Annotated in this window: 13 protein-coding genes and 1 riboswitch; of the genes, 11 read left to right on the top strand and 2 right to left on the bottom strand. The window is 62.1% G+C overall.

All coding sequences use genetic code 11. The features are described from left to right. Positions 1-218 precede the first annotated feature (218 nt). Both ABI546_RS00785 and ABI546_RS00780 read left to right on the top strand, forming a co-directional pair. Positions 219-1,265: a homocysteine S-methyltransferase family protein gene (locus ABI546_RS00785; protein WP_348043124.1), complete on the top strand. Its 1,047-nt coding sequence runs from the start codon at positions 219-221 to the stop codon at positions 1,263-1,265. A gap of 205 nt (positions 1,266-1,470) precedes the next feature. After that, the gene (locus tag ABI546_RS00780; RefSeq protein ID WP_348043122.1) at positions 1,471-2,475 is read left to right on the top strand and encodes a tripartite tricarboxylate transporter substrate binding protein; all 1,005 of its coding nucleotides are present in this window, start codon (positions 1,471-1,473) and stop codon (positions 2,473-2,475) included. A 58-nt stretch (positions 2,476-2,533) separates the two neighbouring features. Here the strand turns inward: ABI546_RS00780 and ABI546_RS00775 are convergent, their stop codons facing one another. Further along, positions 2,534-3,139 (bottom strand): cyclic nucleotide-binding domain-containing protein, encoded by a 606-nt coding sequence (locus tag ABI546_RS00775; RefSeq protein WP_348043120.1) that lies wholly within the window; start codon positions 3,137-3,139, stop codon positions 2,534-2,536. A gap of 88 nt (positions 3,140-3,227) precedes the next feature. Then, a riboswitch (S-adenosyl-L-homocysteine riboswitch) is annotated at positions 3,228-3,324 on the top strand. Positions 3,325-3,339: 15 nt separating this feature from the next. On the opposite strand from ABI546_RS00775, the gene metH reads away from it, so the two are divergent. Continuing rightward, complete coding sequence (gene metH / locus ABI546_RS00770) at positions 3,340-6,159, top strand: methionine synthase (protein ID WP_348043118.1); 2,820 nt, start codon at positions 3,340-3,342, stop codon at positions 6,157-6,159. A 268-nt stretch (positions 6,160-6,427) separates the two neighbouring features. Then, positions 6,428-7,228 carry a glycine zipper 2TM domain-containing protein gene (locus ABI546_RS00765; RefSeq protein WP_348043116.1) on the top strand — a complete coding sequence of 267 codons (801 nt, stop codon included), beginning with the start codon at positions 6,428-6,430 and terminating at the stop codon, positions 7,226-7,228. Between the two features lie 75 nt (positions 7,229-7,303). On the opposite strand, the gene ABI546_RS00760 is transcribed toward ABI546_RS00765, so the two are convergent. Then, entirely contained in the window at positions 7,304-9,229 is a 1,926-nt protein-coding gene (locus tag ABI546_RS00760) for a sensor histidine kinase (RefSeq protein ID WP_348043114.1), read from the bottom strand. 77 nt (positions 9,230-9,306) lie between these two features. Here ABI546_RS00760 and ABI546_RS00755 point away from each other — a divergent pair, with 77 nt between their 5' ends. From ABI546_RS00755 to ABI546_RS00725, 7 genes are all read left to right on the top strand, one after another. Then, complete coding sequence (locus tag ABI546_RS00755) at positions 9,307-9,999, top strand: response regulator transcription factor (RefSeq protein WP_348043112.1); 693 nt, start codon at positions 9,307-9,309, stop codon at positions 9,997-9,999. 214 nt (positions 10,000-10,213) lie between these two features. After that, on the top strand, positions 10,214-17,908 hold the full coding sequence (locus ABI546_RS00750; RefSeq protein WP_348043110.1) for an SdrD B-like domain-containing protein: 7,695 nt from the start codon (positions 10,214-10,216) through the stop codon (positions 17,906-17,908). Further along, on the top strand, positions 17,905-22,044 hold the full coding sequence (locus ABI546_RS00745; RefSeq protein ID WP_348043108.1) for an OmpA family protein: 4,140 nt from the start codon (positions 17,905-17,907) through the stop codon (positions 22,042-22,044). Before ABI546_RS00750 ends, ABI546_RS00745 begins: the two co-directional genes overlap by 4 nt. 342 nt (positions 22,045-22,386) lie before the next feature. Further along, on the top strand, positions 22,387-23,025 hold the full coding sequence (locus ABI546_RS00740; protein ID WP_348043106.1) for a DsbA family protein: 639 nt from the start codon (positions 22,387-22,389) through the stop codon (positions 23,023-23,025). 70 nt (positions 23,026-23,095) lie between these two features. Next, entirely contained in the window at positions 23,096-23,992 is an 897-nt protein-coding gene (locus ABI546_RS00735) for an MBL fold metallo-hydrolase (protein ID WP_348043104.1), read from the top strand. Then, the gene (locus tag ABI546_RS00730) at positions 23,983-24,387 is read left to right on the top strand and encodes a nuclear transport factor 2 family protein (protein ID WP_348043102.1); all 405 of its coding nucleotides are present in this window, start codon (positions 23,983-23,985) and stop codon (positions 24,385-24,387) included. The genes ABI546_RS00735 and ABI546_RS00730 overlap by 10 nt, the downstream gene beginning before the upstream one ends. Before the next feature lie 65 nt (positions 24,388-24,452). Next, the gene (locus tag ABI546_RS00725) at positions 24,453-24,689 is read left to right on the top strand and encodes a hypothetical protein (RefSeq protein WP_348043100.1); all 237 of its coding nucleotides are present in this window, start codon (positions 24,453-24,455) and stop codon (positions 24,687-24,689) included. Positions 24,690-24,710 lie beyond the last annotated feature (21 nt).

The following is a 24,710-nucleotide window of genomic DNA, read 5'->3' as shown; positions in this document are numbered from 1 at the left end:
CCTTGGGTTGAAAGTTTTTCATGATGGGGCCAATCCCCCTATTGTCGTCTAAGGCCCCCACGCTTTTCACTTCGTGTAATGCGCTGCCCCCCGAGGGGGCCGGTGCGCCTGCGGCCCGGCAAAGCCGGTTCCGCGGCCCTGGCTGGGTTGTGGGATTCATCGCTTGCTCGGGTGGCATCGTCGTACAGGGTTAAGCGCCCCGGCCTTAAAATCGGGGCATGAAGCCAATCATCTACACCCGTGGGCAGCAACTGCCGGCCATCCTCGAACAACGCATCGCCATTCTTGACGGCGCCATGGGCACGATGATCCAGCGCTTCAAGCTCAATGAAGCCCAGTACCGCGGCGAGCGCTTCAAGAACTTCCACAAGGACGTGAAGGGCAACAACGAGTTGCTGAGCCTGACGCGCCCCGACGTGATCCAGGACATCCATGAAGGCTACCTGGCCGCGGGCGCCGACATGATTGAAACCAACACCTTCGGCGCGACCACGGTGGCGCAGGCCGACTACGACATGGCCGAGCTGGCCATTGAAATGAATTACGAGTCAGCCCGCATTGCCCGCGCCGCCTGCGACAAGTTCTCGACGCCGGACAAACCGCGCTTTGTGGTCGGTGCCCTCGGCCCCACGCCCAAAACAGCGAGCATCAGCCCCGATGTGAACGATCCGGGCGCACGCAACACCAGCTTTGAGGAGCTGCGCAAGGCTTACTACGACCAAACCGAAGCACTGGTCAAGGGTGGCAGCGATGTGCTGCTGGTTGAGACCATCTTCGACACGCTCAACGCCAAGGCGGCGCTGTTTGCGATTGACGAGTACTTCGACAACTCCGGCGAGCGCCTGCCGCTCATCATCAGCGGCACCGTGACGGATGCGTCGGGCCGCATCCTGAGCGGCCAGACCGTGACGGCTTTCTGGCACAGCGTGCGCCATGCCGCTCCGCTTGCCGTGGGCCTGAATTGCGCCCTGGGTGCAACGCTGATGCGTCCTTACATCCAGGAACTGGCCCGTGTGGCGGGCGACACCTTCATCAGCTGCTACCCCAATGCCGGCCTGCCCAACCCCATGAGCGACACCGGCTTTGACGAAACGCCCGATGTGACGTCGCGCCTGCTGCGCGAATTTGCCGAAGAAGGCCTCGTCAATATTGTGGGCGGCTGCTGCGGCACCACGCCGGACCACATCGGCGCCATCGCGCACGCAGTCGCGCCGGTTGCCGGCCGTGCCCTGCAGCCCGGCATGTTCTACAAAGAAGCCGCCTGAGCATCGGGCGGCTTCGTCCCGGCCTGGGATAAAGCCGCCGTCGAGAAGGTTGGCGCTCGCAGCCGCGCCGTCAATAAGCATGCTTATAAAAATGCCATGCGGCTGTGCCGGAATGTCACATTTCGCGGCTATAGTCAGGCCCTTTTGCCAAGCCCTGTTTCATTCTTTGCGCTGCGCCCTGCGGCGCTGACGGCTGGCAAAACCAATGCAATACACAAAGGAAATCATGAAGGTGGGTTTATTTATCAAAGCTGCAGCGGCGTTCACGCTGGCCATGACGGCTCTCGCTGGCCATGCGCAGCTGTCTCCCCAAAAACCGGTGACGATCATCGTCCCCTATCCAGCCGGCGGCCCGCTGGACAACGCCGCGCGCATCCTGGCCGAGAAGCTGCGGCCCCTGCTCAAAACGGAAGTCACTGTTGACAACCGGCCGGGATCCGGCGGAAACGTGGGCGCGGCCCTCGTCGCCAAGGCGCCTGCAGACGGCCATACCCTGGTGATGGGCGCAGTGGCCACCCACGCCATCAATCCCTGGCTCTACCCGAACATGCCGTACGACGCGTTGAAGGACTTCACGCCCATCACGCTGGTGGCGCGGGTGCCGAACGTGCTGATCATGAATGCCGAAACGGCCAAGCGGCTGAAAATCAAGGACACACGAGACCTCATCGCGTACGCGCGCAAGAATCCCGGACGTCTGACCTACGCCTCGGGAGGCAACGGGAGCGCGGGCCACCTGGCTGGTGAGCTGTTCAAAAACCTGGCCAAGATCAGCGTGGTGCACCTGCCGTCCAGCGGTTCGGCGCAGGCGCAATCAGGCCTGCTGACCGGCCAGACCGACCTGATGTTCGACAACCTGGCCTCCGCCAGCGCCAACATCAAGTCGGGCAAGCTGGTCGCTTTTGGCGTGACCACCATCAACCGCTCCAGCAGCTTCACGGAAATCCCCACCATCAACGACGTGCTGCCCGGCTTTCACATCAGCACCTGGTTCGGCATTTTTGGCCCGGCCAATCTCCCCAAAGCCACGGCAGACCAGCTTCAGCGGGCGTTTGCTGACGCGCTCAACACCCCCGACACCGCGGAAAAGTTTGCGCGTATGAGCGCGACGCCCAGCCCCATGAGCTCTGCCGATTTTGCCTACCTGGTGATGAAAGAGCATGCCGACTATGGCCGCCTGATCAAGGTCGCCAAGATCAAGCTCGACTAGACAGAAGAAGTACGAAGGGTGTCTGCGAAGGGGCGTCCGGCCCCTTCGGTCAGAAGGTTCAGCCTGGCATCAGCCGGTCGATTTCCTGCTGCATGGCGAGTACCAGCTGGCTGTACATCTTGAGTTTTTCGCTGGCATCGCGCAGCCGTTCGGCGATGCGCAGCGAAACGGCAAACATCAGTTTGGCCGCAGTCACCGGTTGCTCCGCCCCCATTTTTTCAAGCGCCGCGCGCGACAGCACGGCGCAGCGCACCTCGCTGCTGGCGGTGCAGGACGCCAGCCGGGCCTGCCCGTCGACCAGCCCCATCTCACCGATCAGGCTGCCAGGGCCCAGCACCGTGATGGTGATGGGCGTGCGCCGGCTCACGACAATGCTTTCGACGGTGACTTCGCCCTCGAGCAGCAGCACCATATACCCCGTGTCGCTCTTGTCGCCTTCGCGGATGAAGGTGGTCCCCTCGGCAATCCGGCGCGGCATCATGTAGCTGACGACAGTGAACGCTTCCTCCAGCGTGAGCTGCATCAGTGCGGTGGGTGCAATCAGCAGCTGGGCGGCGAGTTCGGCCGTGCTGGAGCCTTCGATGGCCCGCATGCGGTCTTTGGGGCGCATGGACTCGGGCGCGTCGGGCATGTGCCGCTTTTTGCCGAAGAGGTTTTCAAACATGATGGCTGGCAATCCCTTGACTTTGTCGCATCTGTGGGCTTTGGCGCCGGAATATGGCGCGGGCTGCTTTCAGCCCTTAAAATGATGGTAACCCAAGGAGCGTTGCAGCGGACCATAGCGTTCGTCAGGCTTGGGTTACAGGCGGCCTCTTTTGGCGGTCCCTGCGGCAACGACGCTCACCTTTGCCTCAAGGTGAGTCCGTGTCTGAATCTGAATCTTTGTCCTCTGTCCCTCCCATGAAGCTGTCCGGCCTGGAGCCGGTCGCCATCGGCGCGGGCACGCTGTTCGTCAACATCGGCGAGCGCACCAATGTCACCGGCTCCAAAGCCTTCGCCCGCATGATCCTGAACGGCGAATACGAGCAGGCGCTGGCGGTGGCGCGCCAGCAGGTGGAAAACGGCGCGCAGATCATCGACATCAACATGGATGAAGCCATGCTGGACAGCCAGGCGGCCATGATGCGCTTCCTGAACCTGATCGCCAGCGAACCCGACATCGCCCGCGTGCCCATCATGATCGACAGCTCCAAATGGAGTGTCATCGAGGCTGGCCTGCGCTGCATCCAGGGCAAGGGCATCGTCAACTCGATCTCGATGAAGGAAGGGCTGGAGCCTTTCAAGCAACAAGCCAAGCTGCTCAAGCGCTACGGCGCGGCGGCGGTGGTGATGGCCTTCGACGAAAAGGGTCAGGCCGACACCTACGAACGCAAGGTCGAGATCTGTGAGCGCGCTTACCGGGTGCTGGTTGACGAGCTGGACTACCCGCCTGAAGACATCATCTTCGACCCCAACATTTTTGCCATTGCCACCGGCATCGAAGAGCACAACAACTACGCGGTTGACTTCATCAACGCCACGCGCTGGATCAAGCAAAACCTGCCGGGCGCCAAGGTGTCGGGCGGGGTTTCCAACGTGTCCTTCAGCTTTCGCGGCAACGACCCGGTGCGCGAAGCCATCCATACCGTGTTCCTCTACCACGCGATCCAGGCCGGCATGGACATGGGCATCGTCAACGCCGGCATGGTCGGCGTGTACGACGACCTGGACCCGGTGCTGCGCGAGCGCGTCGAAGACGTGGTGCTCAACCGCCAGCCGGTCTACAAGCCGGGCGAGGCGGAACTCACGCCCAGCGAGCGCCTGATCGAAGTGGCCGAAACCGCGAAAAGCGGCGCCAAGGACGACAGCAAGAAGAACGAATGGCGCGCCCTGCCCGTGCGTCAGCGCTTGTCGCATGCGCTGGTGCACGGCATGAACGAGCACATCGTGACCGACACCGAAGAGGTGTACCAGCAGATCGTGGCCGAAGGCGGCCGGCCGCTGCACGTGATTGAAGGCCCGCTGATGGATGGCATGAACATCGTCGGTGACCTGTTTGGCCAGGGCAAGATGTTTTTGCCCCAGGTCGTTAAAAGCGCCCGCGTGATGAAGCAGGCTGTGGCGCACCTGCTTCCCTATATTGAAGCGGAAAAACTCTTGCTGGAAGCCGCTGGCGGCGACGTCAAGACCAAGGGCAAGATCATCATCGCCACGGTCAAAGGCGACGTGCACGACATCGGCAAGAACATCGTGACGGTGGTTTTGCAGTGCAACAACTTCGAAGTCGTCAACATGGGCGTGATGGTGCCCTGCCACGAAATCCTCGCGCGCGCCAAGGTCGAGGGCGCCGACATCGTCGGCCTCTCGGGCCTGATCACGCCGAGCCTGGAAGAGATGCAGTACGTGGCCGCTGAGATGCAGAAGGACGACCATTTCCGCATCAGGAAGATTCCGTTGCTCATTGGTGGCGCCACCACCAGCCGCGTGCACACGGCGGTCAAGATCTCGCCGCACTACGAGGGCCCGGTGGTTTATGTGCCCGATGCATCCCGCAGCGTGAGCGTGGCGCAAAGCCTGTTGTCCGACCAGGCCGCCAAATACATCGACGAGCTCTACACCGACTACGACAAGGTGCGCACGCAGCACGCCAACAAGAAGCAGGTGCCGATGTGGCCGCTGGCCAAGGCGCGCGCCAACGCCACGGCGATGGACTGGGCGCACTACACACCGCCCGTGCCCAAGTTCATTGGCCGCCGTATCTTCAAGAACTTCGATCTCGCCGACCTGGCGCAGTACATCGACTGGGGCCCCTTCTTCCAGACCTGGGACCTGGCCGGTCCGTTTCCAGCCATCCTGAAGGACGAAGTGGTCGGCACCGAGGCCGTGCGTGTCTATGCCGACGCCCAGCGCATGCTCAAGCGCCTGATTGAGGGCCGCTGGCTGACTGCCAATGGTGTGATGGCGCTGTACCCCGCCAACAGCGTGGGCGACGACATTGAAATCTACACCGACGAGACGCGCAGCGAAGTGGCCATGACCTGGTATGGCCTGCGGCAACAGACTGAAAAAACAGCCGTTGACGGCGTGATGCGCCCCAGCCGCTGCCTGGCTGACTTCGTGGCGCCCAAGGTGCTTGCTCCTGATTTGATAGCTGCTCGCGCTCATTCAACGGGGGCTACAGGCCAAAATGCCTCAAAAATCGCAGACTACATCGGTCTTTTTGCCGTCACGGCCGGAATAGGCGCCGAGAAAAAGGAAAAGTACTTCCTCGACGACCACGACGACTATTCGTCCATCATGCTCAAGGCGCTGGCCGACCGGCTGGCCGAAGCTTTCGCTGAAGGCTTGCACCAGCGTGTCCGCAAGGACTTGTGGGGCTATGTACCGACCGAGTCCCTGGACAGCGAAGCGCTGATCTCCGAGAAATACCAGGGCATACGTCCGGCCCCCGGCTATCCTGCCTGCCCTGACCACAGCGTCAAGAAAGACATGTTCGAGCTCCTCAAGGCTGAAGAGGTCGGCATGGCCTTGACTGAAAGCCTGGCCATGACTCCGGCGGCCAGTGTGAGCGGCTTTTACCTGAGCCATCCGCAAAGCGCGTATTTCAACGTTGGCAAGATTGGCGATGACCAGCTGCAAGACCTGGCCCAGCGGCGCGGGCTGAAGGCGCAGGAACTGCAGCGCCTGCTTGCGCCGAATCTTTAGCAAGCGCCACACCCGCGAGGGCCCAGGCTCTCGGTGCGGGCGGCGACCCTCTTTGGCGCCTTTACCGCCCCTTTACCGAACCATCGCGGGCGTTTACAAAAAAACACCGCGAATTGCCCGGCCGTGTGTACTTTCCAGCTGTCGGCGCGTTGAAGGTCATGAAGGGTCCGCGTCTGACGCACTGCACGCCGGTCATAACGGCTTTGTGCCGGACCTGAAATTCGCGAGAGCGGACTCAAAAATCGGTTTACCAGGAAGGGAAAATGTCATGAACACATCCATCGAAAATCTTCAACCGGGGCAACAAGCCTCGTCGGCCAGCAAACCTTTGTGGGCCGCCGTCGGCATACTGGGCGTGGCCGTGCTGGCCATGGGCGGCACCATGATTTACCAGATGCGCAACCCTGTCACGGCAAGCCCCGTGGCGCTGGCTGCACCGCAGGCGGCGCCCCAAGTGGCCCCACCCCTGGCCGCCGCCAGCAATGCGGCTGACGATCTGGCCGAAAAGCCGGTGGCTGCACCTGCCAAACCCGCGCCCGTGCCGGTCAAGAAGGTGGTCAAGCCGACACCCAAACCTGCGCCCGCCCCGAGTTATGCGGGTGTCTCGCCCGCGCCGGCGCCATACCCCGCTCCTTACCCGACGCCGGTGGCTGCGGCACAGGTGTGCCATGTCTGTGGCGCGGTTGAATCGGTCACCCCCGTCGAGCGCTCGACCAAACCACCAGGCGTTGGCGTCGGCACGGTCGCCGGTGGTGTGCTGGGCGCGGTGCTGGGTAACCAGGTCGGCCATGGTAACGGCCGCACGGCTGCCACCATTCTGGGCGCGGTCGGCGGTGGTTTCGCGGGCAATGCCATCGAGGGGCATGTGCGCAAGGAAACGGTTTACCAGGTCGGCGTGCGCATGGAAGACGGTTCGCAGCGTATGGTGGAAGTGGCCCGTGCTCCCAGCGTTGGCAGCCGTGTGACGGTGGAAGGTTCCACACTGCGGACCCAGGACGGCGCCAGCTACGGTCCGAAGCCGCCGCCGGCCCCGGTCGTTCAGCAACAGCCTGAATACAACAACCGCTGATCAAGGCGCCTTGCCGGCAGCGCCTGTGAACGCCTGCCTGGCGACTCCGACGGGCCAGGTCCGAATCTTGTCAGGTCAAGATGACGATTGAGGTGAGGCCGATCCTCTGGGAAGATGAATCCTGAAGGTGCTGCCGTTTTCCGACGAAGACACCTCGGCCGACCCGCGATGAATTTCGGCGACCCACATGACCAGGTAAAGCCCCAGGCCCGATCCTGAAACGCCGCTTTGGTTTTCCAGGCGCACGAACTTCTCAAATATCCGTTGCTGAGATTCGGGGGCAATGCCCGGGCCCGTGTCGATGACTTCAATCGACAGCGTGTCATCTGCAGCAAGCACCCGCAGCACGATGCCGCTTCCGGGCGGTGAATACTTGGCGGCATTGTCGACAAGGTTGCCCACGGCGATGCTGATCAGCTTCCAGTCCGCCATCAGGTCAGCCCCTGCCGCTGCCGGCTCAAACCGGATGACGCGGCCGTGCCGATCCGACAGGGTCACCGCCAGATCGCGGCAAAAAGCGTTCAGGTCACCGCGTCGGGTCTGCACCGCCTTCAGGCCCATGGCCAGGCGATCTTCATCGAGCAGGTCTGTGATCAGAAGCGAAAGCCGGTTGACGGCGCCCATGATTTTGTCCAGCCGCGGTTTCCATTCCTGTTGCTTTGCCTGCGTCAGGATGGCGAGCATCTGGGTGGTGTTGCCAATCACCGCCAGCGGCCGGCGCACTTCGTGGGCCATGGTGTACAACAGGTTGGCCTGGGTGGCGCGCAGTTTTTTCTCGCGGTCAAGCGCAACGGTCAAAATCTTTTGGGCATCCAGCAACTGCTGCGTGCGTTGCTCCACTGCGTTGGTAAGGGTGTTCTGGTTCTGCTGGACGGCGTGTGCCATGGTGCGAAAACGCGTCTTCAACGCCATGATTTCCCCACCGCCTTCCTCGTCCGGCTCAGGGATGAATTCGCTGTCTTCAATGCGCGTGGCGGAAGCGGCCAGGTTGCCCACAGGACGCAGCACAAGCTTGTGCAGCGAGTACGCGAGGATGGTGAGAATGCTCGCAATCGAGAGGAGGGAGAGCCCAAGTATTTGCAGAAAATCGCGCTGCGGCAGCAACACGCCCAGGTCCAGCAGGGTGACGTCGTACCAGCCGAGTTCGGGCAAGGCCGCCACAGCGGCAAGGTATTTTTTCCCCGCAAAACGCACGAACCGCGTCTCCACGCCCGACGGCTCATTCTGCAATTCATGAATGGTGGAGCGAATCCAGTTTCTGTCTGCGGGCCTGCTCAGCAAACGATCCACCGAACTTTGCTCCGCCGCAGAGTTGGCCACACTGGCAAAATTGATGTGATTGATGTCACGGGAGATCTGGATTGCCGCATCCTGGTTGATCAGGAAGTTGCTGATGCCAGGCTGCGAAGTATCGGCCACGCGGTTGATGAACTGGTCCAGATCCAGCCCGGTGCCAATCGTGCCCAAAATGGTGTCGCCGTCGCGCAGCGGCACATTGATCCAGACTTTGGAAACCCCGAGGGTTTTGTCTTCATCAACATGGAGCAGGACATCCTGGTTCTTTTTCAGCGCTGCATAAAACCAGGCGTGTGCAGGGTCAGAGGGATTCAGCGGGTAGCTTCCCCTTGCCTGCTTTCCCCGCGGTTCGTAAAAATAGTAGTTCCCTGAACGGGCCACCGCGACGGTGTAGCTTTGGCTGTGGAGGTTGAGGCGGAACTGCTCCAGCACGGCCTGTGCGGCTTCATACAAAACGGGATTTTTTTCGTCTTGCGCCCATGCCTTGATGGTGGGGCTTTGTGCCATCTGGCGGGCCAGCGCGACGTCGCTGATAAGCGGCTGCAGGGTGCGTGTCTTGTCATAAAGCACCTGCTTTTCGGCAAAACGCGCACCGAGCCGCTCAACCAGGCGCTCGGCAGCGTTGTAAAACGCTACCCAGATCACCAGGAGAAAGAAAAGCGAAACGGAACCGACGATCAGAAAAAACCTGCTTTGCAGATTCATCCCGCCGACAAACGATCTCAGGCGTTGAAATGACTTGGGTAAAGTGGGTGGCAACGTTACTTTCAGGCAGACGACTTATGGCCCGCATTATCGTGGTGGAAGATGACCTCGAGCAACAAGAGGAATTGCTCTCCTTTTTGTCCCACTCAGGGCACGCGGTTTTGGGGGCCAGTAGCCGCGCGCAGCTCCTGGATACCCTGCGCCGCTTTACGCCCGACATCGTGTTGCTGGACTACAACCTTGGCAGCGATACCGAAAACGGTGCGTCACTGACCCGTGAACTGCGGGAGAGATACGGGCCGTCCATCGGCCTGGTGATGGTGACCGCCCGCGGCATGGCCGCTGATCGCGTGGAATGCCGGCGCGCCGGTGCGGACGATTACCTGGTCAAGCCCATCAATTTTTCCGAACTGCAGGTCTTGATCGACAACCTTCGCCTGCGGCTTGCGCCTGGAGGGCGGGAGCAGGCCTGGCGGCTTCTTGTTGCGCAATCCCAACTGGATATTCAAGAACACGGCTCCGTCTCCCTGACGAGATGGGAGCTGGTGGTACTGGGCGCTATCGCCCGGTCGGCCGACCAGCAGGTCAGTCGCGAAGCCCTGATCGAGGCCATTGGGAAGAACCCAGCCGCCTACGACCCCCGAGCGCTGGAAGCGGGAATCAGCCGCCTACGACGCAAGTTGCCCGTCCTGCAAGACGGCCGGGCACCGCTGCAAGCCGTCTGGGGGCACGGTTACAAGTTGATGCACCTCTTGGTGGTCGTGCGTTAAATAGTTCCCACTTTGTTTCCAGAAGCCGACAAATATCAGCATTTGTCAGTACAGCCTAGCGCCATCTAGTTACTCTCCACACAGTTTGAAACCGGCACGTTGTCTGACGTGAGACCTGCCGAGTGACGCTGTGTTCTTTTTATGCAGCGTTGACTCGGTGCTCACGGACCGCCTGCCGGCCTGGTTCCCAAGCATTCAGAGAGTCGATCTGCCTATGTTGTTCTCAAAATTTCTGGCGAAAGCCGCTGCCAGCTCGCTGTTTCGTGTTGCAGCCTTTGGGCTGGCTACCGGGCTGATGCCCGCCGCGGCCTTTGCCCTGACGGCGTCCGTCACTGCCATCATTGCGCCGGCCGGGATGTATCCCGGCGAGACAGCCACGTTGCGGATTACCTTGTCCAACAGCGATGCCGGCGCAGCCACGAATGTGGCGTTCAACAACACCCTTCCGGGGGTTTTGCCCAACGGCCTTAGCGTGGCTTCGGCAGCGACCAACGGTTGCGGCGGTGCCTTTACGACCACCCCCGGCACACAGGGGCTGACCCTGACCGGCGGGACCATACCTGCCGCTTCGGGGGGTATCGACGGCCAGTGCGTCATTGACATTCCCGTCACGGCCGGCACGTCGACGGGCAACGCAACCTCTTACGCGTACCAGATCCTGAATGGCGCCGTTACCAGCAGCGTCGGCAGCAACAGCGGCGATGTGTCACAGACCTTTACGGTGCGGCAGCTGTTGCAGCCTCAAATTTCCAAGGCCTTCACAAGTAACAACCTGGTGCTTGGCGGTGCGTCGACGCCGCTGACCATCACGGTGAACAACCCAAATCCCGTCGCGATTTCGGGGTTCAGCATCACTGACGCCTTTCCCCAGCTTGGTGGCACCGCCATCATCAAGGTCGCAGCCGCACCCGGCGCGAACGCGACTTGTACCAGCGGGCCGGCACCGGCATTCAACCCCGCACCGGCCGCCGGCGCGACCAGCGTGACCGGAACCGGCGATTTGCCGGCGAGCGGCAGCTGCACCTTCGTGGTCAACGTAGAGGCGGCCCAGACCAATGGCCAGTACTCAACGGGTTCCCAGAACAACACCATCAATCGGAGCACCCAATTCACCAACGCGCTCGGGTTGCCCGCCCAGGCCAATGCGCAAGCTGGTGTGACGGTTGTGTCGCCGCTCAGCGTGGGCAAGATTTTTTCCAGCACGTCGCTTTCAAGCGGTTCGACCGGCACCCTTACCATCACGCTGAGCAATGGCGGCGGCACACCCCTGACCGTCGCCACCTTCGACGACAACCCGATCGATGGCATTGGCGGAGTCGACCCGGCCAAGGGGCTGACCGTCACGACGGCAACGACCGACTGTCCAGGTGGCAACGTTGCGAATATCAACAGCAACAAGGGTGTCAGGCTGACGGGTGGCGTTATCCCGGCCAATGGCAGTTGCACGGTAACGGTCAACTACAACGCGGCGGTTCAGACGACCGGCGTGCCCGTGACCTATACCAACACAATCCCTCAGGGCGCCGTGGATGTCGGAAACCCCGCCATCATCAGCCAAACGTTCTCCGCCACCATACTTGTGGCTGACGACCTGCGCGTGCTCAAGTCGGTACAGCCGTCGACTCCTGTGGCGCCGGGTAGCCCGATCCGGTACACGATTACCGTGCAAAACTTTGGTACGGGTCCCCTGACCAACGTGTCGGTCACCGACACCCTCACCAACGGCCAGACTTTCCTGACCGGCACCATCAACGGTTTCGATTACACGCCCACCGTGGCACCAGCTTGCGGCATCACGACGGGCAGTGTGGTTGGCAGTGCCGCACCGGTATTGACGATCGGCACATTGCCGGGCCGCGGCTCTGTCAGCACACCGGGCGCTTGCGTCATCACGATGTGGACGATGGCCTCCACCGCCACAGTGGCTTCGGCATCCAACACGATTGCCCCTGGTGGGGTTTGCTACAACTCGGGTGCGACCTGCAATGGCGGTGGCTCCAACTCCACGAATATCGGCACGAATGCGGCTGTTCTGGCCGCCAGCAAGGCGTTCGCCCAGTCGTCTCCGGGCGCCAGCGTTTTTGCCGAAGGCACCATTGTCCGGATGACGATCACGCTGACGAACAAGTCGGCGAATCCGCTGACCAACGTGTCGATCTCCGACACCCTGCAACTGGCAAACAGCGGCGGCGGCCAGCTTCGCCTCGCCAATCCGGCCAACGCGGCAAGCACCTGCGGCGCTCCGAGCATCACGGCGGTGGCGGGGGCCACTTCGGTGGGCATGAACGGCGGCACCGTTCCGGCTCGTGCCAACAACGGCCTGGGCGCGGACGGTACCTGTACCTTGCAGGCGGATGTCGTGGGGCCGGCCGGCGTTTATCCCAACACCGCGACGGTTGGCGGCACCGAAACCTACGGGAACGGCACTACACACACGCTGGTTCCGGTGTTGACCAATACCCCAAGCCTGACCTACACCTCCGCGCTGACCGCGAACAAGAGCTTCAATCCACCCAGCGTGTCCTCGGGCGGCAAATCCACGGTCACGGTTCAGCTCCTCAATTCGAGCGCGCTCGCGCTGACCAACGTCAGCGTGACCGACCCACTGCCTGCGGGCATGGTGCTGGCCACGCCGCCCAATGCGCAGACCACCTGCGCGGGAAGCACCTCCATCACGGCGGTTGCAGGCGCAAGCAGCGCAACGCTGACGGGCGCCAATGTGGCAGGCAGCGGTAATTGCGCGTTTCTGTTTGATGTGGTGGCAACAGGTGGGGCGAACTGGGTCAACAGCATTCCTCCCAACAATATCGTGGCCGATGGAGGCGTGCGAAATGTCAGCGCCGTTACCGGTACGCTGCTTTTCAGTGCGCCCACCGGCCTGTCGATCAGCAAAACCACCTCCATCAGTTCCCTGGCTTTTCCGGGCCAGGTGAGCCGACTGACCATCAATGTGTCCAACGGCACGCAGCCGGTGACCAATCTGCAACTGACCGACTACTTCACGGTAGGCGGTACTTCGGGTGCTGCTAACAATGGATGGGTGTTGACGCCTGACCCGGCGCCGACAACGACGTGCCCCGGCGGCGTGGTAACGGCTGCGGCAGGCGCGCGCCTGGTAAGCCTGACCGGCGTCAATCTTGCCGCGAACGCAACTTGCCAGGTATCGGTCAACGTGACTTCCGCGGTGACGGGTGGCAACACCAACACCATTCCGCCCGGCGCGATCATCACAGACCAGAATCTGACCAACGCCAATCCGGCGACGACCAGCCTGGCGATCAGCACGAATATCGGCATCGTCAAGCAGTTCACGCCCAATGTGGTGAAGCCGGGCACCCGCTCGCGCCTGCGAATCACCTTCTATAACCCGCTGTCCCAACCGGTCAGCAGCCTTGCGGTGACCGACACCCTGCCAGCGGGCGTGACGATCCCTAGCGGCGCCAACCCGACGACGACGTGCCAGGGCGCGACCATTTCCTCAACGGCCAACACCGTGCAGCTTTCCGGCGGAACCATTGTCGCGGCAAGCGGAAATACGCCAGCGACCTGCCAGGCGGAAATTGACGTCTTCGTGGCCGCGCAAGGTGACTATGTCAACACCATCCCGGTCAATGCACTGACAGCCATGGCCGGCGGCAATGCCCTGGCCAATACCCAGCCGACCAGCGACACGCTGCGCGCGCGGTCCCCGGTCGTGGTGCACAAGGCTTTCAGCAGCCGTACGCTTGATGCAGGCAATCCGGTCGGATTCACAACCGGGTCCGATACCAAGGCGCCCGGCGCGGCGGCGGTTTTGACGATTCGTTTCGACAACCCGAACAACACGCAGCTCACCGGCACGACCTTGACGGATAGCTTGCCTGCAGGGATGGTCGTTGCGCCTACGCCGGCCGCAGCGACAACCTGCACTGCGGGTACGGTGGTCGCCGCGGCGTCCACAACCAGCGTTCGCTTGACGGGCGCCACACTGGCGGCCAACGGGTTCTGTACGGTCACGGTCAATGTGCTGAGCAACATCTCGGGTGTGTACACCAACACGATTCCCAATGGCAGCATCGCCACCACGGAAGGCGTGACCAATGAGGAGCCCACCAGCGCGCAACTGATCACTTCAACGCCGCCGACCGTCGGCAAACAGTTCGCCCCTGCGGTGATTCCGCCAACGGGTGTCTCGCGCCTGAGCATCGTCCTCGGCAACGGAAACGCCGCTGCGATGACGCTGAGCGCAAACTTTGACGACATCCTGCCAACGGCGCCCGGCCAGATCAGCCTGACGGCGACTCCCGGCATGACAACCACCTGCGTGGGCACGGTGGTGGCTGCGGCGAATGCCACCACCGTGAGACTTAACAGCGGCGGCACCGTCCCTGCGGGCGGCTGCACGATTGATGTCAATGTGACGGGGCTGACGCCAGGTGTGCACACCAACAACATTCCAGCCGGCGCCCTGCAAACCAACCTGGGCAACAACCAGGCGCCCGCCAACGCGACCCTGACGATCAGCACCCTTGGCTACATATCGGGCAAGGTTTTCAAGGACAACAATGTTGCGCCAAATGGAACTTTCCAGAGCGGCACCGACACGCCCATTGCCGGCGTCGGCATTGAATTGCGCAACGGCCCGAACTGCAGCGGCGCGTTGCAAGCCACCGGTACCACCGACGCGTTGGGCAACTACCTGTTCTCGGCCCTCGCGGCCGGCAGTTATTCGGTCTGCCAGACTGCACAGCCCGCTGGAACGACCAACGGCATCACGACAGCCGGCACCATCAGCAGCATCAATGGAAGCGCGGGCTCGGCCGGTGTGGCGAACAATCCCACGGCAACGACCAGCCAGATCACGAACATCACCCTCAATGCCAATGGCGGCGGCGAAGTTTCGGGCTCCGTGAACAACAACTTCGCTGAAGTCGCGCCTTCCACGATTTCGGGCAAGGTCTTCAAGGACCAGAACAACAACGGCGCCCAGGATGGCGCAGATGACCCGCTCGCCGGTGTCACCGTGGAGCTGCGAGACGGCGCCAATGTGTTGGTCGCCACCACAGTTACCGATGCGGCGGGCAACTATTCTTTTGCGAACCTGTTGCCCGGGACTTACAGCGTGGTGGAGCCTACACAACCTGTGGGCACCTCCAACGGCATTACCACTGCAGGCGCTGTTCCCAACGGAGGAACCGCTGGAACCGCCACCACGCCAGCCGTGACGCCGAGCCGGATCAGCAGCATCGTGTTGCCTCCCAACACGGTTTCTACAGGCAACAACTTTGCTGAAGTGCCCAACGGCGGCACCATCTCCGGCAAGGTCTTCCTGGACTATGACAACAGCGGTGCGATGAATGGCAGCGACCACGGCATTGACGGACAGACGATCAACCTGACGGGCACGGACGTCAACGGGTTGGCTGTTTCCAAGTCCACGGTCACATTGGCCGACGGCACCTACAGCTTCACTGGGTTGGCCCAGGGGACCTACACCGTCACGCAGCCGCTGCCGCAGGCGGTAGGCACGACCAATGGCAAAACCATTGCCGGAAGCACCGGTGGGGTGGCGACCACGCCAGCCGCTCCGGTGTCCGTGATCTCGGCGATTCCGCTCGCCAGCGCAAATGCCGTGTCGGCCGACAACAATTTCGCCGAGATTCCGGGCAACGCGCCCGATCTCGCGATCGCAAAAACACACTCGCCGACCAGCTTTGCGCAAGGCTCCAGCACCGGCTTCTACAGCATCACTGTTTCCAATGTTGGCGCAGCCGCGACGTCGGGAACGGTGACGGTGGTTGACACCTTGCCCGCGGGCATGACGGTGGCTGCTGTCAATGGTGGCGCCACGTGGTCGTGCACCAACACGGCAACAACGATGACCTGCAACACCAACAGTGTGATCGCCTCCGGCGCACAGGCTCAGCTCATCACCGTGCGCGTCGCGGTTGCCGCCGGCTTGTCCGGCCAGGTTCTGGTGAATACGGCCGTGGTGTCGGGCGGCAACGAGCCGAGCGGATTCACGGGCAACAACACCGCGACCGACCCCACCGTGATTTCCGACGTGGCGGCGGTGCAAGGCACGGTGTGGCGCGACCTCAACCATGACCGCATCCGCGATCCGGGCGAGTCGTTGGTGCCCGGCTGGATTGTTGAGCTGACATTGGGCGGCGTGGTCGTGGGCACCACCACCTCTGATGCGAATGGCGCTTACAGCTTCCCGAGTGTTGCACCGGGCTCGGGTTACCAGATCCGTTTCCGTGAACCCACAAGTGGCCGCATCTATGGACGTCCGGTGCCCAACGAAACCGGATTGCCCTACACCAATGGGCAGATCAATTCGACGTCCAACCCTGCCGGTGCCAACAACACCGACGGTACGTTGAAAGGACTTACGCTGACCGCGGGTACCACGACCGTATCCCAGAGCTTGCCGCTGGATCCGAGCGGTGTGATCTACGACGCTGTCAGCCGTCAGCCTGTACCCAACGCCATCGTCACGCTTTCGGCGCCTGGTCTGACGGCAGCCGACGTGATTGGCGGCAGCCTGACGCAGACGACCGGACCCGACGGTTCCTACCAGTTCCTGCTGCTGGGCGGCGCGCCGACCGGCGCCACGCTCTACACGCTGACGGTGACGTCGCCGCCCGGCTACCTGCCAGGCCCATCGGCGATCATTCCTGCCTGTACCGCCACCCTGGGTGTGGGCCTGGCTCCGCCAAGCCCTGACCCGGCACTGGTGCAGAACAGCAACTTCGCACCTGGTACGGGCGTGCCACTGCACAACCCTGCGGCCTGCCCCAACAGCACCCTTGCTCTGGCGGGTGGTGCGGCCACGACGCAGTACTTCTACACGTTTACGTTTGCCGCGGTGCCAGGTTCTGCCAATGTGCTGAACAACCACATACCACTGGATCCGGTGCTGGGCGGCGCAATCGCGATGACCAAGAGCACCCCGCTGGTCAATGTGGTGCGCGGTGACCTGGTGCCCTACACCATCACTGCCACCAACACGCTCAATGCGGTGCTGGGCAATATCAGTGTGGTGGACGTGATTCCGGCGGGCTTTCGTTACCGCACCGGCTCGGCGTCGCTCAATGGCGTTGCGCTGGAGCCCGTGGTGAGCGGTCGCAACCTGACATGGGCCAACCAGACATTTGCCGGCGGCGAACGCAAAACATGGCGCATGTTGCTGGTGGTCGGAAGCGGCGTGTCGGAAGGCACCTATGTCAACCAGGTTGCGGCGCGCAACGCGCTGGTCAACGCGCAGGTTTCCAACACAGCCACTGCGACGGTACGTGTGGTGCCTGACCCGACCTTTGACTGCTCCGACATCATTGGCAAGGTTTTTGACGACAAGAACGCCAACGGCTACCAGGACGAAGGCGAGCCTGGCATCGCGAACGTTCGCATCGCGACGGCGCGGGGCCTGCTGGTCACCAGCGACCATGACGGGCGCTTCCATGTGGCCTGCGCGGCCATCCCGAATGCGGACAGAGGCTCCAACTTTGTCATGAAGGTGGACGAAAGGACCTTGCCTTCGGGCTATCGCCTCACCACCGAAAACCCACGCGACGTTCGCGTCACGCGCGGCAAGATGGTGAAGCTCAATTTCGGTGCGACGGTTCACCGTGTGGTCCGTCTCGAACTTTCCGGCGCTGCGTTCGTGAACGACAGCACCGATCTGCAAGCCACCTACCTGGCCACGCTGGAGAAACTGCCTTCGCAATTGGCGGCTCGCCCTTCCGTTGTGCGCATCGCCTACCGCCGTGGCGGCGAGGCTGCAGGACTCGCGGAAAAACGTGTGTCGGCGGTCAGTGACAAGGTGCAGGCCCTGTGGGAGGCCAGACGGAAAAAGGAGCGTGCGGAAACAGACAGCGAACCCCTCCATCCCTTGATGATTGAAACCGAGCTGGAGTCGGCGAAATGAATTTCCGTACACATACCATTGCCGTTGCCGTCAGCATTCTTTGCACCGGCTTTTCCGCCGGAGCTGTTACTGAAATCAGTGGCAAGCGAATTGACAACGGCCGTGTCGACCTGTTCTCGGTCCCGCCTCCTACAGAGGTGCAGCCCGCCATCGCTTACCCGATGCCGTCGGGCGTGACGCGGGAAGAGGCGGCGGGCATGCGCAACCGCGCGGCGCAGGTTCCGCAGAGCACGGCGTCCGTCAGCAAGGCCTTGGAAGAAGCCGGCGGGCGGAGTCTTTTTGTGTCTGGGAAAGCTGATTTGACACCAGAAGCCCGAGCGTCCATCGAAGCGCTGGCAGCCGAGATACGCACCAAGGGCACGGCGGCTACGGGCATGCGCATTGCCGTGGTCGGGCACACAGACAACCAGCGCCTGGCACCCGAGACAAAACGTATTTTCAAGGACAACCAGGGTCTTTCCGAAGCGCGCGCGCTGGCGGTTGCGGCGTATCTGAAAAAGTTGCTCAATAACCCCGCCATCGTTTATTCGATGGAGGGTGCGGGTGAAACCAAGCCGCTTGCATCAAACGCCACGCCAGAGGGGATGACGCGAAACCGCCGTGTTGAGCTGCGCGTGTGGTTTGAAGCCGCAGCACCGGCGGCTGTGCCCGTCCCGCTGGCAGTTGCCAAGCCATGCACTCCCCAGTCGGTCGGGCAATCTACCGTGCCGTTTCGCATCACGATTGATGGCGAGCCGATCAATGCGTCCGAAATTCCCAATGAGGCAGACGGGCAGCGTTGCGCAGACGTTGCCCTGGAGAAGGCCGACATTCAGGTGCGCTACGACAGCCTGGCCATCGCGCCGGTGATGAACGCCTGGGCCACGCCCAACGCAGCCGTCAAGGGCGAGGCCGTGGAGTTTCGGGTCTGGTCGAACTACATCCCGTGGATCAAAAAAGTCGAGCTGCGGATTTTCCGTGCGGGCCAAAAGACACAGGAGCAACCGCTGGAGGTTGTGCCTATCGGTTGGTCGGGCCCGGTCAAATGGACGGTGCCGGCGACGACGGCCGACGATCAGGTGTTCTACCTGCTACGTGTGTATGACGCCCAGGGTCGTTTCGACGAAACCAGCCTGAAGTCACTGAATCTTCTGACGCGTGCGATGCCCGCAAACGAAGATGCGGAAAAGCTGGAGCGGGAGCGACTGACGGGCTATGGCGAAAACAGCCTCGCCCTGCGCAATATCCCGGTGACGGGCGGCACGGTCACTGTCAACGGCAGCAATCTCAAACCAGGCCAGCGCATCGAGGCGCTGGGGCTGGACCTGCCGATCGATGCGCAGGGCAAGTTTGCGATGAAGCAGATCATGCCCGCCGGCCCACAGTCGGTGGAAGTGACGCTGAAAGAATCCGACGGCCGCGCAAGCACCTTCCGGCGCAACCTGAACATTGCTGCTGACGACTGGTTTTACCTGGCACTAGGGGATTTGACGGTCGGAAAGAACAATGTCTCCGGGCCTGCGAAGCTGGTGACCGGTGACTTGAGTCACTACGAAGACAAGGTGTACGTCGATGGCCGCGCGGCTTTCTACCTGAAAGGAAAAATTAAGGGGGAATGGTTGCTGACGGCCTCGGCCGACACCCGTGAAGGCCCCATCGAGGACCTGTTCTCCAATTTCTCGAGCAAGGACCCCAAGTACCTCCTGCGCAGCATTGACCCCAACCTTTATTACCCTGTTTACGGGGATGACAGCACGACCGTGGACGATGCGCCGACGCAGGGCAAGTTTTTTGTCAAACTGCAAAAAGGCGACTCGCACGTCATGTGGGGTAATTTCCAGACCTCCTGGAGCGGAACAGAGCTCATGCAGTATTCGCGCGGCCTGTACGGCGCGCAACTGCGCTTCCGATCGGAAGACGCCACAACCTACGGCGAAAAGCAGACCCAGATCGATGCCTTTGCCGCTGATCCGGGGACACTGGCGTCGCGGGAAGAATTCCGCGGCACCGGAGGCTCCCTGTATTACCTGCGCCATCTGGACATCACGCAGGGTTCGGAACGGGTCTGGATCGAAGTCCGCGACAAGGACTCCGGCATGGTGATTGAGCGCCGGGAACTGGCTCCCGCGCAGGACTACGAAATCAACTACCTCCAGGGCCGCATTCTCTTGCAGTCGCCCCTGTCGGCCACCGGTAGTGGCGCCGGCCTGATCATGACGTCGGCGGTGGGGGGGCAACCGGTCTACCTCGTGACGACCTATGAGTTTGCGCCCGGGGTAACGGCCATCAACAATCTGTCGACCGGCATTCGCGCAAGCCAGTGGCTGAACGACCATGTGCAGCTGGGCGCCAGCAGCTATCACCAGGGTGAGACCGGGTCCAGCCAGACGCTCAAGGGCATTGACGGGACGCTTCGCTACAAGCCGGGCACCTGGCTGAAGTTTGAAGCAGCCCGCTCCAACGGCCCCGGCAACGGCACCCAAACCTCGCTGGACGGGGGCTTCGGGTTCAACACACTGAGCAACGGCGGCATTCAGTCCGCCGGCGCGGAACGCCTGGAAGGTTCGGTCGATCTCGCCGAAGTGACCGACACCATGAAGGGGAAAATCACCTCTTATGTTCAGAACAGAGACCGCGGCTACTCGGCCCCGGGGCAGATCGGGATTGGCGGTGAGGCTGTCCGGCAGGCGGGCGCCGCCGCCGATGTGGAGGTCGCGGCGGGCACGCGCGTGCTGGTCAAGGCAGACCAACGCGACGGGGATCTGCAGAACGGCCAGAACGCGGAAGTCGCTGTGCGGCAAACGCTCAACAGCGAATGGGAACTCGCCGTGGGTGTTCGCTCTGACGACCGTTCCAATGTCACGCCGAATGCGAGCGCCTTGCTGTCCCAGACCGGTTCTCGCACCGACGGGCAAGTGAGGGCGGACTACCGTCCGGACCGCACCGATGGCAAGCCCGGTGAAAAGGAAAACTGGGAAGCCTATGGTTATGTGCAGGGAACGCTGGCACGGGACGATACGCGCGATCCCAATAACCGTGTTGGCCTGGGCGGTGCGCTACAGGTCAGCGAACGGGTGAAGCTGAGCGGCGAGGCCTCAAGCGGCAGCATGGGTATAGGTGGCAAGCTGGGCGCCGACTACCGCATCTCTGACCGAAGCAACGCCTACCTCGCCTACACGATGGAAACGGAAAGCCCGGACGTCGCCTGGCGCGGCCGGCAGGGAACGCTCGTTTCCGGTGCCAGCACCCGTGTGTCTGATCAATTGCGTGTGTTCGGCGAAGGCCGAGCCGTCAACGGCGCCGGTCCGCAAAGCCTGACGCAGGCCTTCGGGATGGACTGGTCGCCCAATGACCGCTGGAACTGGGGCGCCAAGGTCGAGTTTGGAACGGTATCCGACCCGCTGGCGGGCGACCTCAAGCGCCGCGCGCTGGGTGGCTCGGTCGGCTACAAAAAAGACGGCCTGAAATACGGCGGCAATCTGGAGTGGCGCAACGACCGGAGCAATGTATCCGGCGAGCGCACCACCTGGCTGATGCGCAACACGGTCGGTATGCAGGTGGACCCCGCATGGCGCGTTTTGGGCAAGCTGAATGTCTCGCGTTCAAGCAACAGCCAGGGCGCATTTGTCGACGGCAACTACCATGAATTTGTGCTGGGTAGCGCTTATCGGCCGGTTGACAACGATCGCTGGAATACGCTGTTCAAGTACACGCATTTGAACAATGTGCCGACTTCGGGCCAGCTCACGCCTTCGGGCCAGGCAGCCGACTATGCACAGCGCAGCCAGGTATTTTCTGTCGACACGATTTACGACGTGAAGCCCTGGCTCTCCGTTGGCGCCAAATACGCGTTTCGCATTGGCGAGCTGAAAATGCCGGTGGCCGGCGGAGAGTGGTTTTCCAGCCGTGCTGATCTGTTGATCTTCCGTGCAGACCTGCACCTGGTCAAGGAATGGGACGCCCTGATTGAATGGCGTAACCTGCGCGCCACAGAGGCGCAGGATGCGAAGGCCGGTGCCTTGCTTGGCGTTTACCGCCACCTTGGCAAGGGCGTGAAAGTCGGGGTCGGCTACAACTTCACCAAGTACTCGGACGACCTCACGGACCTGTCTTACCGCAGCCGGGGCTGGTTTCTCAACGTGCTGGCTACCTATTGACCGGTACGCCTTTGCGTCCTGATGCAAGGGCCGCGGAGGATGGCGGCTTTGAACGCTCTCCAGCGCCGGGTTGACTTAACGCGACAACATGTCGCCAATCAACCCGCCGCCTTGAGGGATGCAGGGCACTGCACGGCTTGCGCTTCTGATGACAGTGGTTGTCTGCCTCAGGCAGCGCGTTGACCAGTTCGTCGGTAGCGCGTCACTTCAGACTGGCGAAGTTGCAGGGTCGGATTCGACCTGATTGTTTGCTGTTGGCATACGCACTGTCTGCGGTAGCCGTCTTTATCTGCCCGCCCTTCTTTCCTACGATGAGACACCGAACAACCGGAAGCTCTTCTCGTGCCCAACTCGCTTTACTACCTCTTCGACCCGCTGTGTGGCTGGTGCTACGGCGCCACCGCCGCCGTGTCCGCCTTGGCGGCCTCGCCCGAGGTTGAACTGCACCTGCTGCCCAGCGGCATGTTTTCGGGCGGAGGTGCCCGGCCAATGGACGATGCGCTTGCCTCATACGCCTGGGCCAACGACCAACGCATCGAACGGCTGACCGGCCAGCCCTTCACGGAGCTCTATCGCACGCAAGTGTTGGCCGACCGCCGGCAGGCATTCGACAGCGGCCCCGCGACGCTGGCTTTGACGGCCGTCGCGTTGACGGCGGCAAGTCATGAATTGCGGGCGCTCAAGTCGATCCAGCATGCACGCTACGTCGAAGGGCGCGACATCACGCAGCTGGAGACGCTGGCTAACCTGCTCGACGCCCTGAATCTTTCCGATGCGGCCACCCTCATGCGGACGCCGACGCCCGCGCTTTCCCAGGCCGTAGAGGCTCGCGTGAGCAAGGCAAGAGTCCTGCTGCAGGAGCTTGGCGGCCGCGGTGTACCTGCTTTCATTCATGAAGTGAACGGTACCCGCCAGCTGTTGGACGGCAGCACGGTGTATGCCGACCCGCAGGCATTCCTGGCTCAATTCTCCGCGGCGTAGCGGCGCGCCGCCGCGCTGTTTTCTTCAATTCGCCTCACTCCGATAACTCGCCCATCACCAAAGGAAAACCATGATGACCCGCAGAAATTTTGTTCAGACAGCCGCAGCCGCTGGTGCCGCAGCAATGACAGGCGCAAGTGCCGTCGCCCATGCCGAGGGGCCGCTGCAGTGGCGACACTTTCCGGCCAGCTCCGGCGGTTTTTTCCGCGCACCCGTACTGCTCTCCGGGGCGAAGGAAGCCATCCTGATCGATGGCGGTTTTTCGCTACCTGATGGCCGAACGGTCGCCGAAGCGATCAAGGCATCGGGCAAGACGCTCACCACCATTTACATCAGCCAGAGTGATCCGGACTATTATTTCAGCCTGGGTCCGATCAAGGCGGCGTTCCCCTCTGCCAAGGTCATCGCGGCCTCTGCCACCATCGATGCCATTCGGGGCAGTGTCGAGAAGAAGCTGGCCGTCTGGGGACCTCAACTCAAGGAGAACGGCCCACAGGCGGTGGCAGACATTGTGATGCCTGAAGCCTTTGACGGCCCGGCGTTGAGCCTGGAAGGTCATACCATTGAGATCGTGGCCGCCGACGGCATGGCCAACCGCCGATACCTCTGGGTGCCGTCGCTGCAAGCTGTGTTCGGCGGTGTGATGGTGTTCTCCGGCTTGCACGTCTGGACGGCCGATACCCCCACACCGCAGTCGCGTGCCGCCTGGATCAGGAACCTTGAGGCGATGGCCATGCGCAAGCCTGCGGTGGTTGTGCCGGGTCACATGGCCGAAGGTGGGCCCCTCGACGTTTCAGCCCTCAACTACACGCGCGATTACCTGCTTGCCTTCGAAGAGGAAGTGGCCAAGGCGGCCAACAGCGTCGCACTGATCGCCGCGATGAACAGGCGCTATCCGAATGCAGGCCTTGCGCCTGCGTTGGAGATAGGTGCCAAGGTGGCCAAAGGCGAGATGAAATGGGGCTGAGCACCATGCCGACCAACCTGGAGATTATCCGGGTGACCTACGAGGGCAGTTCCGAAGAGAACGGGAAGCATCTGCGCGCTGCGTTGGCGCCAGACGCGCACTGGACGGAGGCCGCCGGCTTCCCCTATGCAGGGACTTATGTCGGTCCCGAGCAGATCGTCGCTGGCGTCTTTCGCCGGTTGGCCACCGAATGGGAGGGCTACAGCGCGAAGCCGCACACCTATCTGGCTGACGGCGATCGTGTGGCAGTGTTCGGCCTGTACTCGGGCACATACCGCAAGACGGGCAAAGCCATGACGGCCAGTTTTGCCCATCTTTACCGGCTAAAGGACGGCAAGATCGCGAGCATGGAACAGTACGTCGACAGCCACCAGGTGCAGCAGGCCTTGAGGTAGAAGTGACGGTCCGCGAGGAGCAGGCGCGGACCTGCTCTTTAACTTACTGGCCCGGAGAATGACCCATGACTGAACTGCGGGATATCCTGGCGCTCATGAAGTCGGGGCGCTGGAACGAAGCCCACGACCTTGTGCAGCTTGATCACTCAGAACTTGCGGCATGGCTGCATGGGCTGCTGCACGTCCAGGAGGGTGACCTGGAAGACGCGGAGAATTGGTACAACCGCGCGGGCCGGCACTTTCGCAGTCGTGGAACCTTGGAAGAAGAGATGGCGCAACTGGAGGCATTGCTGCATGTTTGAGGCGATGTTTCAATCTTCACG

Origin of the sequence: Polaromonas sp., assembly GCF_039932935.1 — a bacterium.
GTDB lineage: Bacteria > Pseudomonadota > Gammaproteobacteria > Burkholderiales > Burkholderiaceae_C > Polaromonas.
The sequence above is the reverse complement of the archived record's forward strand: the minus strand, read 5'-3'. Positions and strand labels throughout refer to the sequence as shown.